The sequence below is a fragment of the Bacillus sp. 005/A4HT-01/001 genome (genome assembly GCF_004634445.1).
Lineage (GTDB): Bacteria > Bacillota > Bacilli > Bacillales > Bacillaceae > Bacillus > Bacillus altitudinis.
In genome coordinates this window covers 69,789-87,282 of the sequence record NZ_SEIZ01000002.1, presented here as the reverse complement: position 1 = coordinate 87,282, position 17,494 = coordinate 69,789, and the positions used below count along the sequence as shown (strand labels likewise).

The 17,494-nt window shown below is 42.5% G+C and carries 18 protein-coding genes; 6 read left to right on the top strand and 12 right to left on the bottom strand.

From position 1 onward, the window contains the following. The first annotated feature begins 81 nt into the window (after positions 1-81). Positions 82-528 carry a YtoQ family protein gene (locus ES896_RS06010; protein WP_135226560.1) on the top strand — a complete coding sequence of 149 codons (447 nt, stop codon included), beginning with the start codon at positions 82-84 and terminating at the stop codon, positions 526-528. Between the two features lie 43 nt (positions 529-571). Here ES896_RS06010 and ES896_RS06005 read toward each other — a convergent pair whose 3' ends face one another. After that, entirely contained in the window at positions 572-1,645 is a 1,074-nt protein-coding gene (locus tag ES896_RS06005) for a M42 family metallopeptidase (RefSeq protein ID WP_035391095.1), read from the bottom strand. Between the two features lie 199 nt (positions 1,646-1,844). On the opposite strand from ES896_RS06005, the gene ES896_RS06000 reads away from it, so the two are divergent. Continuing rightward, entirely contained in the window at positions 1,845-2,159 is a 315-nt protein-coding gene (locus ES896_RS06000; protein ID WP_003217759.1) for a PepSY domain-containing protein, read from the top strand. 40 nt (positions 2,160-2,199) lie between these two features. Here ES896_RS06000 and ES896_RS05995 read toward each other — a convergent pair whose 3' ends face one another. The 3 genes from ES896_RS05995 to trmB all read right to left on the bottom strand — a co-directional run bounded on the left by ES896_RS05995 (position 2,200) and on the right by trmB (position 5,576). Next, positions 2,200-3,897, bottom strand: a complete 1,698-nt coding sequence (locus ES896_RS05995; RefSeq protein WP_008343042.1) for an NAD-dependent malic enzyme — start codon at positions 3,895-3,897, stop codon at positions 2,200-2,202. 73 nt (positions 3,898-3,970) lie between these two features. After that, complete coding sequence (locus ES896_RS05990; protein ID WP_008343041.1) at positions 3,971-4,819, bottom strand: YtnP family quorum-quenching lactonase; 849 nt, start codon at positions 4,817-4,819, stop codon at positions 3,971-3,973. Positions 4,820-4,934: 115 nt separating this feature from the next. Next, a complete protein-coding gene (gene trmB, locus ES896_RS05985; RefSeq protein ID WP_029575447.1) occupies positions 4,935-5,576 on the bottom strand; it encodes a tRNA (guanosine(46)-N7)-methyltransferase TrmB in 642 nt (213 codons plus the stop codon). 188 nt (positions 5,577-5,764) lie between these two features. Here trmB and ES896_RS05980 point away from each other — a divergent pair, with 188 nt between their 5' ends. Beyond that, entirely contained in the window at positions 5,765-6,040 is a 276-nt protein-coding gene (locus ES896_RS05980) for a YtzH-like family protein (RefSeq protein ID WP_008343039.1), read from the top strand. Here the strand turns inward: ES896_RS05980 and ES896_RS05975 are convergent. The 4 genes from ES896_RS05975 to thpR all read right to left on the bottom strand — a co-directional run bounded on the left by ES896_RS05975 (position 6,037) and on the right by thpR (position 9,635). Further along, positions 6,037-6,837 (bottom strand): phosphotransferase family protein, encoded by an 801-nt coding sequence (locus ES896_RS05975; protein ID WP_065461573.1) that lies wholly within the window; start codon positions 6,835-6,837, stop codon positions 6,037-6,039. The two genes, ES896_RS05980 and ES896_RS05975, sit on opposite strands and share 4 nt — an antisense overlap. A gap of 284 nt (positions 6,838-7,121) precedes the next feature. Then, complete coding sequence (locus ES896_RS05970; RefSeq protein WP_007501831.1) at positions 7,122-8,051, bottom strand: YegS/Rv2252/BmrU family lipid kinase; 930 nt, start codon at positions 8,049-8,051, stop codon at positions 7,122-7,124. A 47-nt stretch (positions 8,052-8,098) separates the two neighbouring features. Next, a complete protein-coding gene (locus ES896_RS05965; protein WP_135226559.1) occupies positions 8,099-9,034 on the bottom strand; it encodes a hypothetical protein in 936 nt (311 codons plus the stop codon). A gap of 25 nt (positions 9,035-9,059) precedes the next feature. After that, positions 9,060-9,635, bottom strand: a complete 576-nt coding sequence (gene thpR / locus ES896_RS05960; RefSeq protein WP_234703988.1) for an RNA 2',3'-cyclic phosphodiesterase — start codon at positions 9,633-9,635, stop codon at positions 9,060-9,062. A 69-nt stretch (positions 9,636-9,704) separates the two neighbouring features. Here thpR and cysK point away from each other — a divergent pair, with 69 nt between their 5' ends. Beyond that, positions 9,705-10,634 carry a cysteine synthase A gene (gene cysK, locus ES896_RS05955; protein WP_135226558.1) on the top strand — a complete coding sequence of 310 codons (930 nt, stop codon included), beginning with the start codon at positions 9,705-9,707 and terminating at the stop codon, positions 10,632-10,634. Between the two features lie 56 nt (positions 10,635-10,690). Here the strand turns inward: cysK and ES896_RS05950 are convergent, their stop codons facing one another. Together ES896_RS05950 and pepV are read right to left on the bottom strand one after the other, a co-directional pair. Then, the gene (locus ES896_RS05950; protein ID WP_046344245.1) at positions 10,691-11,311 is read right to left on the bottom strand and encodes a Type 1 glutamine amidotransferase-like domain-containing protein; all 621 of its coding nucleotides are present in this window, start codon (positions 11,309-11,311) and stop codon (positions 10,691-10,693) included. A gap of 27 nt (positions 11,312-11,338) precedes the next feature. Continuing rightward, positions 11,339-12,739 carry a dipeptidase PepV gene (gene pepV / locus ES896_RS05945; protein ID WP_135226557.1) on the bottom strand — a complete coding sequence of 467 codons (1,401 nt, stop codon included), beginning with the start codon at positions 12,737-12,739 and terminating at the stop codon, positions 11,339-11,341. Positions 12,740-12,833: 94 nt separating this feature from the next. On the opposite strand from pepV, the gene ES896_RS05940 reads away from it, so the two are divergent. Next, on the top strand, positions 12,834-14,132 hold the full coding sequence (locus tag ES896_RS05940) for an NCS2 family permease (protein ID WP_035391080.1): 1,299 nt from the start codon (positions 12,834-12,836) through the stop codon (positions 14,130-14,132). A gap of 369 nt (positions 14,133-14,501) precedes the next feature. After that, positions 14,502-14,723, top strand: coding sequence for a DeoR family transcriptional regulator (locus tag ES896_RS05935; protein ID WP_008356419.1), 222 nt, complete (start codon positions 14,502-14,504; stop codon positions 14,721-14,723). 270 nt (positions 14,724-14,993) lie between these two features. Here ES896_RS05935 and ES896_RS05930 read toward each other — a convergent pair whose 3' ends face one another. Both ES896_RS05930 and ES896_RS05925 read right to left on the bottom strand, forming a co-directional pair. Beyond that, a complete protein-coding gene (locus ES896_RS05930; RefSeq protein ID WP_135226556.1) occupies positions 14,994-15,710 on the bottom strand; it encodes a pseudouridine synthase in 717 nt (238 codons plus the stop codon). Between the two features lie 16 nt (positions 15,711-15,726). Next, positions 15,727-17,349, bottom strand: coding sequence for a putative polysaccharide biosynthesis protein (locus tag ES896_RS05925; RefSeq protein WP_008343029.1), 1,623 nt, complete (start codon positions 17,347-17,349; stop codon positions 15,727-15,729). Positions 17,350-17,494 lie beyond the last annotated feature (145 nt).

Genomic DNA, 17,494 nt, shown 5'->3' with positions numbered 1-17,494 from the left:
GCTTTATCAAGCACTTCTTGTGTAACATGAAAAGAAACAGGGCAAACCTTTACTAAGTTTGTGCACAAGGAGGAGATTGTTATGCAATTAACGGTTTATTTAGCTGGAGAAATTCATAGCCAGTGGCGCGATGAAATTAAGGAAAAAAGCCAGTCGTTGAAACTACCAGTAACGTTTGTTGGTCCAATGGAGAATCATGACCGATCAGATAACATCGGAGAAGATATTTTAGGCGGGCAGCCAAATGCCATCTTGAAAGACGATGCGGCTTCTGATTTGAACAATTTCCGCACCGAACTATTATTAAATAAGGCAGACGTTGTCATCGCCCGCTTTGGTGAGAAATATAAACAGTGGAACACGGCAATGGATGCTTCTTCTGCCATCGCCAAAAGGAAACCCCTTATTTTGATTCGTCCTAAAGAATTACATCATCCCCTAAAGGAATTATCAAACAAAGCAAATATCACTGTCGAAACAGTGAATCAAGCGATTAAGGCGTTGTCATACGTGTTTGAACAGGAATAAGAAAAAGGCTGTGCTCTTAATGAGGCAGCCTTTTTCTTATCGTTTACACTTGTTGATAAATCGAATCCACCGTGCTTTGATCACAATTTTTCACAAGACGAACAATTAATTCTTTTGCCGCTGCATAATCATCCACATGCAAGACAGAGTGACTTGTATGAATGTAACGCGCACATACACCAATAACAGCAGACGGTACACCTTGATTTGAGATATGAACACGTCCAGCATCCGTACCGCCTGGCGATACGAAATATTGATATGGAATATTGTTTGTTTCGGCTGTATCGAGGACAAATTCTCTCATGCCTCGGTGCGTAATCATCGTGCGATCATAAATACGAAGAAGTGCACCTTTTCCAAGCTGGCCAAATTGTGATTTGTCTCCCGTCACATCATTTGCAGGACTCGCATCTAGAGCAAAGAACAGATCCGGTTTAATCATATTCGCAGCTACCTCAGCCCCTCTGAGCCCTACTTCCTCTTGGACGGTTGCGCCTGAATATAGCTGACATGAAAGAGCTTCGTCTTTTAATTCTTTCAATAATTCAATGGCAAGTCCGCACCCATAGCGGTTATCCCAAGCTTTGGCTAAAATCTTTTTCGGATTGGCCATTGGGGTAAAGACCGTTGCAGGAACGATTTGCTGCCCTGGGCGAACGCCAAGCTCTTTCGCTTCTTCTTCACTGTCTGCACCAATATCAATCAGCATATCTGACGGTTTTACTGGTTTGCTTTTTTGTTCTGGTGTCAGAAGATGAGGAGGTGTGCTCGATACAACGCCCGGAATTGGCCCGTGATCCGTATGAACATCCACACGCTGCGCAAGCATCACTTGACTCCACCAGCCGCCAAGTGTTTGAAAACGAATCATTCCATTTTTCGTAATGGATGACACCATAAAGCCGACTTCATCCATATGACCAGCCACCATAATCTTCGGCGCGTTCTCTGGGCCTTTGCGGACACCAAACACTCCGCCAAGACGATCCTGTATGAGTTCATCGGAATATTTCTCAAGTTCCTTTTTCATAAAAGCACGCACATGGTGCTCATTACCTGGAGTCCCTTGTAATTCTGTTAAATTTCGGAAAAGCGACATTGTTTCTTCGTTCATTTGACAGTTACCCTCATTTCTATGTAATGACCATATAAATTCCTATAAAAATAACACTCACTTTATACTATAAGAATTCTTTCGGTTTTCCAAGTATCTCTCCAGAAATTTTGAATATGCTTTCAAGTATTCGGATTTCTTAACATCGCTGGACAAGTTTTGTATAATGGAAAAAACAGCAATACGGAGGTGCAGCACGTTGAAGTTAAAACATGTTCTGATTGGTGCGAGTATTGGCGTAGCCGCTGCAATTGTTGCAAAGAAAGTCTTTTTCCCGACGTATATCTCGTCTGAAAAAGCGTTAAAAATTGTGAAATCCGCTTTTAAACAGCGCGGCCCGATTGATGGCTCTTGGATTTATACTGTACCAGAACCGTATACCGTAAATGGTGAAACGATTGATGTGTACAAATCTGGCATTACACGCTCCGCCTTTGGCGAGCTTGAACAGTATGAAGTCATGATTGATGCAAAAACAGGCATGATCGTTGATGTCATTGATTCTGTTGCTTAATAAGAAAGCTTCGCAAAGACAAGTCCTTGCGAAGCTTTTTTTAGATGGCTTTGATTTTTTTGTATACAGGGTGCCACATGGCGTCTTGCACAGCCTGAATGAGATCATCAGGGGTTTCTTCCGCAATTCCTTCGTCAATCGCTGCTTGTGCCACACGGACAGCCACTGTCGCTGAAACTGTTCGAAGCTGATCAACACTTGGAAGCATCGCAGCACCCGGTTTTCCGACATTGACCATGCTCGCAATCGCTTCAGCACTCGCAACAAACATGCTGTCTGTCATGAGGCGGGCTTTACACACAATCGTTCCAAGACCAAGGCCTGGAAACACAAGGGCATTGTTTGCCTGCCCAATTTCATATGTCACACCGCCATATTCAACTGGATCAAACGGGCTTCCCGTTGTGACAAGCGCACGGCCTTCTGTCCATTCAATGAGATCTTCCGGCTTTGCCTCTGAAAGAGGTGTCGGGTTTGACATCGGTAAAATCGCTGGCCGCTCTACATGTGACGCCATTTCTTTCACTATTTCCTCTGTAAATGCCCCACCTACAGTTGAGGTACCAATTAAGATCGTAGGTTTCGCCTGCTTCACGACCTCTAACAAATCAATGGAATGCTTTGGACCATTACGTGCATAATCCTTCACTTCATCAGAACGTCTTGCATACGGCTTTTGGAATGGCTGAATGTCGGGTGAATCATCTGTGAGCAATCCCGTTTTATCAATACACCAGAAATGATCATATGATTCCTCTTCTTTGACACCATCTCTCACGATGGCATCACGAATTTGCTCGGCTATACCAATCCCTGCTGTACCTGCTCCAAAGATCACGATTCGGTGATCTTTCAGCGGAACCTTCGATGCTTTTGCACAAGCCAGAACGGCAGCAAGTGAAACGGCTCCAGTTCCTTGAATATCATCATTAAATGTACAAATACGGTCCTTATATTTTTCCAAAATGGCGCGCGCATTTTTTGTACCGAAGTCTTCCCAGTGAAGAAGTGCATTTGGAAAAGTCGCACGGGCAAGCTCGACATATTGATCAATAAACTGATCATAGCGCTCTCCTCGAACGCGGGAGTGCTGATTTCCCACATAAAGCGGATCATTTAAAAGGCTTTCCTGGTTGGTCCCAGCATCAAGCACCACTGCCAGCACACGGCTAGGATCAATACCTGCTGCAGCTGTATAAACAGCCAGTTTTCCGACTGAAATGGCGATTCCGCCAACACCCCAGTCACCGATGCCTAAAATTCCTTCTGCATCTGTTGCGACAATGAGATCAATTGATTCATCCACTCCGTAAGATGCAAAAATTTCTTCCATTCCTTCTAGGTCATCAATAGATAAATAAATTCCTCTTGGCTTTCTATACTCGTGGCTGTAACGCTGAATCGCTGTTCCTACGGTCGGTGTGTAAACAATCGGCAGCATTTCTGCCAAATGCTCATTTAATAATTTATAAAAGAGCACTTCATTTCTGTCATGAAGCGCAGTTAAATAGACATTTTTCCCAAGTGCGTCTGGCTGTGCTTTGAACTGCTCATATGCACGCTTTGCTTGATCCTCTAGTGTTAACACCTTCGGCGGCAGAAATCCCTTTAACCCAAGCTCTTCCCGCTCTTCCTTTGTAAATGCGACCCCTTTGTTTAAATAAGGGACAGACATGACTTCCATCCCTCTTAACGGTGTCTCGATGACATCACCATGTACACGATAAAATTGATTCACCTGCACTCTTCCTTTCACAAGTTCATTTTGTCGTTATTTTGTGTGAAAGGCGAAAAAACATACAGATGATCTTTTATCTTCCGGTTTCTCTTTTGACCTCATGGGTCATTGCCCCGTCTTCATCCCACTTTACAGCACGGTAGATGGCATCATGATAAAACAAGTACCATGCATTGTTTTCTTCGGCGAATGCCTGCCATTTTTGCTTCGCAGGGATCGAGGTCATTGGATAATCATCGTATGCCAACACCCAAAGCGGGTTTTTATGAGCGTGTGTCGGCATGATATCCGCTAAATGAATAGCCGTTTCTCCCTGACTTGTGAGCGTTAAGATGCTATGCCCATCGCTATGTCCACCTGTATGATGCAGGCGAATGCCTTCTGTTACTTCAATGCTATCTTCAAATGTCATGACTTGATCGGCAACAGGCTCCCAGTTTTCTTTCCAATATGTATTTCTTGAGCGGATGTTCGGCGCTCTCATTTCGTCCCATTCAATTTTGGACGTGATGATTTTTGCCTGCTGAAAAACAGACACGAGCTCATCGCCTTCACGTTTTGTCAGCCCGCTTGCATGATCAAAATGCAAATGAGTCATTAAGACGTAATCTATATCAGATGGGCGCAAACCGAGAGCCGCAAGTGATTCTTCTATTTTCGTTTCCTCTGTGACGCCATAATTGCGTTTTTGTTTCTCTGTCAGCTTCCCTGACCCGATGCCAGAATCTACTAACAGATGAAGACCGTTCCACCGTATGAGCATTGGATCACACCGTAATTCAATTTGATTTCGATCATTCACAGGGTATTTTTTTGACCATAATGGCTTTGGCACCACGCCAAACATGGCACCGCCATCCATGTGTGTATCTCCCCCATTTAACCAGAACAGTTCCATTTCACCTATTTTCATTGTCTCCATTGCTGTCATCCCTCCTTTTTCTATCGTAGCAAATACAAAGGAAAATCGCATGTGCTAATCTTTTCATCAAAAAAGCTGACCGCAATCGTTCGTTGCAGCCAGCTTTGTTCGCTTTTTATTCAGGGAATTTTACTTCTGATCGATAGATCGGTTGTCCCATGGAAGAGAATTTCTCTTCATATTCTGTCATGACATTTCCTTCGAGACCATCCTCATGTAAATCAAGGCTCACATACGTTAAAAGGAGTCCGTAAGACGAAAAGCTTTTCAAGGAATATTCAAATAGTCCTCGGTTATCGGTTTTGAAATGTAATTCACCGCCTGGACGGAGGATCTGTTCATATCGCTTTAAAAAAGCTTTAAATGTCAATCTCCGTTTTTCATGCCTTGATTTTGGCCACGGATCAGAGAAGTTTAAATACACCCGATCAATCTCATTTTCCGCAAAGACATCTGTCAGTGTCTCTGCGTTGATGTTTAGAAGCTTTACGTTTTCTACATCTGTTTCTTTGATTTTATCGACTGCCGTCACAATGACACTTTTAAATAATTCAATGCCGATATAGTTCATCTCAGGATGAAGCTTGCCCATTCCGGCAATAAAGCTCCCTTTTCCTGTACCGACTTCGATATGGATTGGATGATCATTTCCAAACAGCTCATGCCATTTCCCTTTGTATTGTTCAGGGTTGGCTAAAGCAATATGAGCATTTTCAGCTAAGTAATCATCCGCCCATGGTTTATGTCGCATTCTCAATTTGATACACCTCTATTTTCTTTACATTTTATCAAGATACCATGAAACATAAAGAGCCGCAAGACAGCAACTTATCCGCACATATGAAAAAGACCAGCTGCTATTTGGGCTGGTCTGCTTCATGTATAAAATCAAAGCTGAATGCACAGTTTAACCACATAAATGACACGCTTGAAAGGAGCATACGTATGGGATTAAACCGCCAACATCAGCTTCAATTAATCAAAGATATTTTAACTGATCACCAGCTGGATTGCTGCGGGACTGTTGCAGAATATGAACAGGTGGGACGCGTGATTCAATTAATGCTGGCAAAAGAAGATTTGGATGCTGACGTTCGTCAGCTACTAACAGATATTTATAATTACAGCCAAAAAGGCACTTCTGTCAGTTCAATTGATGCACATATCGAAGCGCATCAATCTCATCTATCTAACTGGGTCGAGAACATTCCATTGTCTTAATGGATGTTTAACCGTTTTAAGAGTGCATGTAGCTCGGCTTGCACTTCTTTTTGCGCCTTTTCATTTCCTTTTCTTTTATGCCAAACGACAAACGAGACGGTTTCAGCCAGCACATACCATGCCATGCGTTTTCGCAAGTTGTCGGTCAGCGGAGCACCATACATAGAGAGCCAGCTTTCCCAGTTCTCTTCTTCAACATAATGGTATAAGAGCGGTCCAAGATCAATCGCTGGATCCGCAATCATTGCCCCGTCCCAATCAATTAAATAGAGCTGGTTTTCATCTGTCAGCAGCCAATTATTATGGTTGAGGTCACAATGGCATACGACCTTATCCTCGAAATGAACTGCCTCCACATGTTTCTCTAAATACTGGATGGCACGCATGATATCATGTGAGTCAATCTGCTCTTTTAAGATCGATGCCTTGAGATGCATCAAGATCGATGCCGGGTCAAGCGAGTGCTTTTCTAATCGTTTCAGCATATCGAGCAGCTCTTTTGATGTATGAATTTTTCTTAGCTGCTCTGCTACAGGACGGTCATTCATGTCCTTTGGCTTCAGCTCTCTCCCGCTCAGCCAGTGCTGCGCAGTAATGACATCCCCATTTTCCATCCGTTTTGTCCAGACAAGCTTCGGCACAATGCCTTCAGCTGACAAAACCGCAAGAAACGGTGACGTATTGCGTTTTAAAAATAGCTTTTGGTCATTGTGTGTTGCGAAGTACGCATCTCCCGTAGCGCCTCCAGCAGGAGAGATGTGCCATTCGCTACCTAATATTTGTCCCAACCAGTTCATATCAATTTTCAACCCATCATTTCTTAAAATATTTTAAATCATGCTTTTTTAGTCGACAAAATTCAGCCGATTGAGATCAATTGGCTGTTTATTTTTTATTTATATGATCATAAAAACAAAAAGGACAGCTATTGAGAATGAGATGCTAAACAATAGCCGTCCTATAGATTTTATCGCTACCTTCTTATACTCGTCAAGCAAAACTAGAAAAACAGGACAAGAACCTTATGAAAAGGGAAGTCTTTTTTCATGTTTCTTTTGCTCGTGCGCACACTGGCTGCTTCTTAGCCACGTAATTTTAACGATCGCTCACTAGCCTTAACAAACACTGGAGTGGCGCCAATCACTTCTCCATCGGCGTGAAATAAGATTTTTTCATCTGCCTCCAAGTAGGCTTCTTCATGCTGAAAAAGGGTGACTCCCTCCATTACAAGGTGCTTTTTAAAAACCATTGCACTTAAAAATAAGAGAACTTTCAATGGATTCAAATCAGTGACAACGATTGTTTGAAATCCTGATTGCCTCGCACTTGCTTCCGGCGCTGCTTCCAGCCCGCCTCCATAATATGGGTGATTACATACGATCACAAACCACACTTGGCGAAAAACTTTTCTCTCATTTTCAATAAAAAGAGCAAGGTCAAACGGTTTGAAAGACCATAACGAATGTAGAAAGGACAGCGGGTAGATGATAAATCCGAGTTTGAGTCGGTTGAGCCACTTTTTCCCTCTAAAATGGACCGTTCTCTTCAAGACATGCGCATCAAAACCAACACCAATATGATTGAGAAAAAGAACAGATTGCGGACTTTCTGCATGATCTTGAAAGGAGCCGAGAGAAAATGTTTTCGTCAGCATCCTCTTTTGTTTTCTCACTTCTTTGATCACATCATGACGCTGGATGCCCAGCCCCTTCGCAGCATCATTCCAATGACCTGCTGGGACAAAGCTTAGCTGCACATGATCAATTTCTTTTAAACCATTTAGTACTTCATGAAATGTGCCGTCACCGCCAATGACGATCAGCCGTTTCAATCTGTCGTCTTGCATAGCGCTAATCTGTCTCGCCAAAACTTCGGCATGTCCTTCATGCTGGGTAAGAAACGATCTGTATGAGATCTCTACCTTTTGTAATTCTTTCTCTATGCTTCTCCAAGTGCGGAGTCCTTTTCCTTGTCCTGCTGCTGGATTGACGATAAAGTACCATTCATTCATATATTAGCTCCACTCAGGTCTCATTTTTTGGTGACCTTGATATGCCTTTAATCGAGCCATTCCTGCCTTCTCTTGCTGTCTGATTCACCATAAGCGAGCAATGCCTTTGTCGCTTTGAATTGCTGATGCTTTGTCGGCGCCGTGCTTTTCCGCTGCTTTTCAAACCAATCCTCCGCTTTCTTCTTATCGACAACCTCCATCCCGAATGGAACTTCGGGCAAATCAATATACGAGGTGCGGCTGATGAGGATTTTTTTCACAGGAAGCTCTACACCACTTTGCTGTAAAATTTTTGACACAACAGTTCCAGAGCGAAGAAGGCTTGCACAAGGGTTTAAAACGGATTGAACAGCTTTTCCCGTCGCCCGCTTTTCCCAAAAACGTTCCTTTGATCCAATATATACGCTGTCTGGCTCTGCTTCTAAGAAAGATAAACAGATGACTTCAAGCGGCGTAATGAGCACTGGACACAATTCCATCTCAGCTTTTTGAATGAGCAGCACCGGCTTGTACATCACAAAATAAGAATCTGGCAGCTGCCTTGCAAGCATCCGCAGCTTTTCATCATAGCGAATGTGATGGGAGACAGTTGAAATATGAGAGATCGTCGAGCTGGCCCATTTTAACTGAACATCGTAAAGATGATCTTTAAAAAAGTGAATCAGCTTCGTTTCATCGGTAGGAACGTTTGTAAAGACACCTTGTTCTATATCTGTTGGCTCGTTAAAAAGACTCAGGTCCCGTTCCTTTTTCATATCGGCTTCTTTTTGCTTTCTTTTTAAGGAGAATTTCTTTCTCTTTTCTTCCTCTTGTTCAGGTGCTTGCTCGATGGCTTGGTCAGCCTGCTTTTGCACCTGCTCTTTGGAAGCCTTTTTTAACTCGTCCCATCTTTGTTTTTTCAACCGAATAAACTGATTGATGTAATGATGCGGGTCTTGTTCATATCGTGATATATAATCTTGGATTTTAATAATTTGCGCCATCTGCTGCTCACTCCAACCTCTAGAATCATTTATGTAGTGTAAATTGTTTGATCGCGTGATAACGCGGGGTTTCTTTTAGACGAATTTCAAATAAAGCGATACTAGAAACCTCCATCGAATATGGTTCTTTCCGTAAGGGTGCTTGTTCTATATAGGACTGTTCTCTATTCCATTTGCGCGCAATCGTCATATGTGGATGAAAGGGTCTCTTTTCGACAGGATGACCTGCTGTCAAAACGGCTGCTTTCACTTTTTCTCTTAGATCCATCAAAGGCTTACTTTCACTAGGCTTTGTAAAAAAGACTCTCGGCCGCTCCTTTTGGCCAAATATTCCTACTTCATTCAGCTTCAGCTGGAAAGCAGACACCCCAGGAGACAGCTGTGCAAGTAGCTCAGAAATCTTATTTAAACGGTCCTCTGGAATCGCACCTAAAAACACAAGGGTGACATGATAATCAATGGGTGCTGTCCATTTTTGAAAGGAAAGTCCGCTCCTCTTGTCTATATCCGCTTTCATTTGATACGCGAGTTGTTCAGGGATTGGAATCCCGATAAAATAATGACGGCTTTCGGCCATATTTTCACCTGTCCTTTTTAACAAACTTTACGAATCCCCATTGATGATAGTATAACTAAAGTAATGCGGAATGAGAAGAAAGGGTGTCACATGATGAAGGTTGCACAAAATATAGCTGAATTAATAGGTCATACACCACTTGTAAAATTACAGCGCCTTCAGCCAGTACATGGCGCTGCTATTTATTTAAAACTGGAATCATTTAATCCTAGCGGAAGTGTAAAAGATCGGGCTGCTTACAATATGATCCTTGAGGCAGAAAAACAAGGAAAGCTCACAAAAGGGGCAACGATTATTGAACCAACAAGCGGAAATACAGGAATTGGCTTAGCGATGAACGCTGCTGCAAGAGGCTACAAAGCCATTCTGATCATGCCTGATACGATGACCCAAGAAAGAATCAATATTTTAAAGGCATACGGCGCACAGGTCGTATTAACCCCGGGGGAGGAAAAAATGCCAGGCTGTATTCGCAAGGCAGAAGAATTAGCTGCTCAAATTCCTAATAGCTTTATTCCCATGCAATTTGACAATGGTGCGAACCCTGATGCTCATAGAGGGACAACGGCTGTAGAAATTATTGATGCAGTGCAACAGATTGGGCAGCCGCTTGCCGCTTTTGTCGCAACTGCTGGAACTGGCGGAACCATTACAGGCACTGGAGAGGAACTCAAAAAAGCATTCCCGGAATTGACGATACATGTGGCAGAGCCAAAGGGGTCTCCTGTTTTATCAGGCGGGAAACCTGGCAAACATAAGCTTGTTGGCACAAGTCCAGGATTTATCCCACATATTTTAAACGAACAGGTGTATGATGAGATTGTGCAAGTGAGTGATGAAGATGCTTACGACATCACACGAAAGCTCGCCCGTCTTGAAGGTATTTTAGTCGGTCCATCATCTGGCGCGGCATGCTATGCAGCCATTGAAGCAGCCAAGCAAATGCCAAAGGATCACATTGTCATTTGTATGACAGCAGACACGGGTGAACGTTATTTATCAAGTGATGTGTTTCAAGATTAAAAAAGGAACAGGGCGTATGCTCCTGTTCCTTTTTCTTCGTTTCATATGAACACCTCCTACAAGACCGTCTTGACCTCAGTCTGTTCGCCTGTCACAAGTAAAACTTGTTCATCAGTGAGCGGGCATAAAGAGAGCGTATTTTGATCTTTCTCTATGATATGCTGTGCGGCTTCACCTAAATAAGGATTGTTTATATGCGGTACTGGATAGCTGCTAATCTCATTGAATCCTTCAAAGGAAGATAATTCTAGCGCTTTCTCCTGATCATCCATCAGTGAGATGTATTCAATGCTTGGCGCCATGATAATACTCCCCGCAGATTCTCCGATATACAGCTTGCCTTTGCCGATCTCTTCTTTCAATACACGATCGAGCCCGTGCTTTCTTAATTCTTGCAGCAAATAAAAGGTATTGCCGCCAGATACATACATGACATCATTCTTCCTAATGATCTGTGTGATCTCCTGAACCGTTTGCCCGGTCAGTTGAACAGTCTCTACACGCATTTCTAATTGATGAAAGGCTTCTTTTGCTGCATCGACATAGTGCGTGACTTCTTCCACTTCACTGGCTACCGGAATGAATGTCACACTTTTTCCTTTTAAGGTGTCGCCTGCAAAGTCAGACAAGAGAGAATAGCTGTCTTTGAATGAAGAGCATAAGAACATTTTTTTCACGGTGAATCCCCTCTTCTCTTTCCTTTTTTATTTCGCCAATTCATACATGGCTTGTGCATATAGAGCAGTTGCTCGTAGTAAATCATCGATTTCGATATATTCATCCTTTTGGTGTGCGCAATCAGGTCTTCCAGGGAATAGAGGGCCAAAGGCAACACCTGCTTCTAATGACCTTGCATACGTTCCTCCCCCAATCGCAATAAGATGGGCAGGATCTCCTGTTTGTTCTTCGTAGACACGCTGTAATGTTTTCACAAGTGGATGGTCTTTTGAGACGTGATGAGGCGGACTGTCATCAAATTTCTCAATCGCTGCCCCTTTTATTCGTTCAATCCCTTTTTTGACTTCCTTACCGTCCGCTGTTACGGGATAGCGGACATTCAGCCCAAGCTTCGCTTCTTCGTTTTGCGAATAGCGGATTGTGCCCACATTCAAGGTCAAGTCACCACTAATATCATCTTTACAAGCGATGCCGAGTTTTTGTCCTCTTGTGTCTTGATCAAATAAAGCATTTATTTGTGATGTAAAAGCGAGCCCTCTTTCATCTAATTCATGCGCACATAAGAAATTCGCCATATGAATGCCCGCATTTGTGCCATTCGCCGGCTCCATTGCATGAACTGATACACCTTTTAATGTGAATGTCAGTCCATCTGCTGTATGGTTTGTCTCACCGGTTAGCTGATTTTCTGCAAGATAGGCTGCAAAAGCCGTTTTTAATGCTTCAGCATCGTGATCATTTGCTGCTGTCACAATCGCGCGAGCCTCATCTGGGACCATATTGAGACGCATGCCTGATGTGAATTGCTTGAGGATGTAACGCTTGTTTTCTTCTGATTGTTCGTATGTAAAGGATACGATGGCATCTATGATCCCTTTTTCAGCATGAATAATTGGAAAATCAGCATCTGGCGCAAACCCGATTTGCGGCATCGCCTCATGCTTGAAATAGTGATCGACGCATCTCCAATCGCTTTCTTCATCTGTGCCAATGATGATTCGAATCTTTTTCGACAGCGGCAGACCGGCATCTTTTAACATTTTCACTGCGTAAAACGCCGCCATGGTCGGCCCTTTATCATCAATGGCTCCTCTTGCAAAGATTTTATTTTCTCTTATGTCCGCTGAAAATGGCGGGGTTGTCCAGTCGTCTCCCGCAGGCACGACATCCACATGGCATAGCACACCGACGATATCTTCGCCTTCTCCATATTCAATATGACCAGCATAACCATCAACATTTTTCACTTTGAAGCCCTCGTCCTGCCCTTTTTTGAGCATATACTGAAGAGCCTCATCCACTTTTTCACCGAACGGTTTTCCTGCTGTGCCGCCTTCTTCATCTAAGACACTTTCAATTTGTAAAAAAGATTGTGTATCCTGAATCAAATTGTCTTTTTTTCGTATGACTTCTGCTTCCCAATTCATTTTTCCATTCCTCCTTGAAAAAAGGTTGCAATCCACCCTTAAAACGAATATTATATTAAGTGTTTTGTAATAATGTTCGTAAATGGAGGATTTTATGTTTCAGTTAAAAGAGAACCAAACCAATATAAAGAAAGAATTACTCGCTGGTATGACGACATTCTTTACGATGGTATATATTGTAGCCGTCAATCCAGGAATCCTTTCAGATGCAGGCATTCCTTTTGACCAAGTCTTTACTGCAACCATTATCGCTGCTGTTGTCGGTACCCTCTGGATGGCACTCTTTGCAAACTATCCGATTGCCATTGCACCAGGTATGGGGCTGAATGTCTATTTCACCGTCACTGTTGTCGGCGGCGGGGGTCTCAGCTATCAAACAGCATTTAGTGCGGTATTTGTTGCTGGAATACTCTTTATCATTTTATCGTTAACATCCCTTAGAAAACAACTCATTGAGGCGATTCCAGATAATTTAAAGTACGGAATTACAGCAGGTATCGGACTATTTATTGCATTCATTGGGCTAAGACAGTCTGGGATCATCACTGCTGATCCACAAAATCTTGTGAAACTTGGTAATTTAAGCTCACCTGTTGTCATTTTGACACTCGTTGGTTTAATGATTTCTGTCATATTAATGGTTCTTCAAGTGAATGGAGCGCTGTTTATCGGCATGTTAGCAACCACGTTAATTGCACTTGCAACAGGTCAGCTTCATTTTCCTAAAGTGCTAGTGGATACCCCAGCACTGCCTGAAGGAATGCTGATTACAAATCCATTTGCTGCGTTTGGCGATGTATTTTCCCATCACTTGTATGCTGTTGTCTTTTCCTTTTTACTTGTGACGATTTTTGATACAACAGGAACAATGATCGGGGTTGCGGAACAAGCTGGTTTAATGAAAAATGGTCAGCTCCCAAAAGTACGCAGAGCCTTACTTGCTGACTCTGCTGCGACGACAATTGGCTCAATGTTTGGAACAAGCCCAACCACAGCTTACATTGAATCATCATCAGGAGTGGCCGCTGGCGGAAGAACTGGACTGACCTCTTTAACCGTTGCTGCATTGTTTATTGTGGCTTTGTTTTTTGGTCCACTCATTAAAGTCATTTCGGCTTTGCCGTCCATCACTTCACCTGTCTTAATCATTGTCGGCTGTTTGATGATGAATTCAGTGTCACGTATTCGCTGGAATGAGCTTGACGAAGCATTTCCTGCTTTTCTTGTGATTCTTTCCATGCCGCTGACATCTAGCATCTCTACAGGGATTTCACTAGGATTTATTTCATATCCACTTGTGAAGCTGGCAAAAGGAAAATGGAAAGAAGTGCATATTCTTGTGCTCATTTTTGCCGTCTTATTTTTCGTGCAGCTCTTTTTCTTAGAAGGATAACCAAAATAAAAAGACACATTTCTCATTTGAATGTGTCTTTTTTGTATGAATGATTTTTTATTTTGTAAATTTTCTGTGTTTATTTTTTGATCTTTCTTAAGTGGCAATTTTCTTTATACGCCTTGTGTTTATTGGGTTGTAACCGGATTCAAATCATGATATATACCATAATTTCATTCATGAAGACAAGTTTAAAAACACGTAAAGTTGACTTTTTGGTGGAACTAGATGCATAATAACGTGTATAATAGAATAAAACATTAAGAAACACGAACATTTACCATTGTTGCATGTCCTTATGTCGCAGTTTTAGTGTAGTAAGTTGTGGTTAGTCAAGTCCATCCGATCTTATTGATAGGGAGTGGTTTTTTGAAACCTTCAACAAACCGTATGATGACTCGAATAAAATCAGTTTACATGTTCATTCAAGAGAAAGGTCTTGTGACGACACAAGAGCTGGTTGATGAATTCGGGATCACACCTAGAACCATCCAAAGAGACTTAAACGTGCTTGCCTATAACGATCTTGTTCATAGTCCAAGCAGAGGCAAATGGGAAACAACGAGAAAAAAAGTAAAAATATCATCATAAGCGAATAATGAACTTCCATATAACAAAAAGAACCGGCGATATGCCGGTTCTTTTCATTTTGCTGACAAAGGGCTAAAATGAACTTGATTTTAGCCCTTTGTCTTCTTTTCAGCGTGATAGAAAACCTTTGCAGTCTAGGAAGGACGAGTACTGGCGCAGAGCGAATGTGACATTCGTGAGCACCAGCACGCAGGACTGACAACGAATGCGAGGGTTTGTCTACACGCTGAAAGAACCGGCAAAATGCCGGTTCTTTTCATTTTCTCTATATTAATCACGATTGATTAAACTGTCTAACTCTCCCTCCGTCAATTCACGGTATTCTCCTGGCGCCAAATCTTCGTCTAATGAAACAGCCCCCATCGAGAGCCGTTTTAAAAAGATCACTTCATTGCCCACTGCTTGTGCCATCAGCTTCACTTGATGGTACTTCCCTTCTGTAATCGTTAAACGGATTCGTGTATCTGCCTCTTGGTTGGCATCTACTTCAACCTTCGCCGGCTTCGTTCGGTAGTCGTCTAAAATCACAACTCCCTCTTCAAGACGAGTGATGTCTTGATCTCCAAGCGGGTATTTCAGATGAACTTCATACGTTTTCGGGACATGCTTTTTCGGAGATAACAATTGATGAGCAAGCTGGCCGTCATTTGTAAGGAGGAGGAGACCAACTGTATCCTTATCAAGTCTCCCTACAGGGAATGGCTCCCTTGCAATATCCTCTGGCTCTAGTAGATCAACAACCGTCTCATCTCGCAGATCCTCCGTTGCTGAAATGACACCGTCTGGCTTGTTCATCATGAGATAAATGAATTCTTTATACTCTACACGCTCTCCATGCACGAGCACTTCATCATTTGTTGGATCGACATGATCTTTCACCTGCTTCGCCACTTCTCCATTCACTGTGACGGCCCGGGCCTTGACCAGCTTCTTTACATCTTTCCTTGAACCAAAGCCGGTATTGGCCAGCAATTTATCAAGCCTCATGCTTCTCCACCTCTTCTTAACTCTTTTTTCTTAAAAATGACGGCATCCGGCTGCCAAGTACACGCTCTAACAATCCAACTTTATAAGATAAGAACATATACACACCGCCGCCAGTAATCATTGAAATCAAAATAACAATACCAGCTTGTACCATTCCACCTTCATATGAAATGACTTGACTCACAAGCTGACATGTCACATAAGCCACTACAGCCATGATTGCCGTTAAAATACCAATTAAAATAAACCGTTTGAAAATCCTGCGGAACGAATAGCCTGCATGGCGCTTGATCATGATGAACATATACAAAATCGAGGCACTGTAGCCTAATGCCGTTGCAAGCACAGAACCGTTTCCTTGCAGCCAGCTAATCAGTGGGATATTGAGAACCGTTTTAATGATGATCCCTAACAAAAGACTGACGATCGCAAATTTTTGTTTGTTAATCCCTTGTAAAATCGCTGCGTTAATGGTGAATAAAGAAAACAGTAACGCAACAGGTGCATACCAAAACAAAATAGAAGTCCCAATCTCAGGGTGCACAGACGGATAGAAAAACCAATAAACTGGTCCAGCCAATGCCGAGATACCAAATGAAGCAGGCAAAACGAAGAATAAAATGACCTGCATCGTTTGATCAATTTGCCGATTCAGCAGCTTGTAATTTCGCGCTGTAAAGGATTCCGTTATGGTTGGAATCAATGTTAAACCAAACGCAGTTGCAAGTGACACAGGAATCATGACAAGCTTCGGTAAATATAACGTCACAATAGACAGAACCGCTGTACTAATATCCTGATGTCCTGATGCAATCATCGCTCTGTTAATTGTATTTGTATCAATATAAGAATAAATCGGAATGGCAAGTCCAACAAACACATAGGGTGCTGCATAACTGAACAGCTCTGTAAACATTTGCTTATAAGATAATCCAGAATAGTCCCCTGTATTCGGCTGCATTGCCAAAAGCCGATCTTTCCGCTTCAGCCAATATAAATAAAGCGTAAATAGACCGCCAAACGCACCAATGAGTGCGGCAAATGTGGCATAACCAACCGCAATAACAAGACCACCGTCAAGCACTTTTAAAATGATAAACGTCGCTGTTAATAGGAAGATGATTCTGACAAGTTGTTCGATGACTTGGGAAACAGCTGTCGGGCCCATCATCGAGTGCCCTTGGAAAAAGCCTCGCACAAGACTCATGATGGGTACAACCAATAGACCCAAACTGACCATCCGAATCACATAAACCACTTGATCGACCGTCAAACCGCCCGTTTCATTCGATCCTCCAAGCTGAATCTTGGCAAAGATCGGTGCGGTCAAATATAAAATAGAAAAGGCGATAATACCGGTGACAAGCATGACCGACATACCCGCCCTGAACATTTTTCTTGTTGTCTCATAATCGCCGATTGCATTATATTTAGAAACGAATTTCGATACCGCTGTTGGAAAACCGAGCGTAGCAATACTTAAAAAGATCGTATACTGATTGTATCCATATTGGAATAGCGCACCACCAGTCGCTCCGACCATTGCGCTAAATGGAATTAAGTAAATCATACCAAGAATACGAGAGAGATAAGTCCCTATCGTTAAAACCAACGTACCACGAAGCAGTTTATTAGACATGCGCTTAACCACCATTTTTCTAATGAATATTCAACTTAACTATTTTAACACATCATTTCATCGCACAGGTAACAAATCCAATACAGAAGTCACAAAACCAATCAATTCATATTTCAGCCTTCCCCAATCTTCGTTATAATAGAGA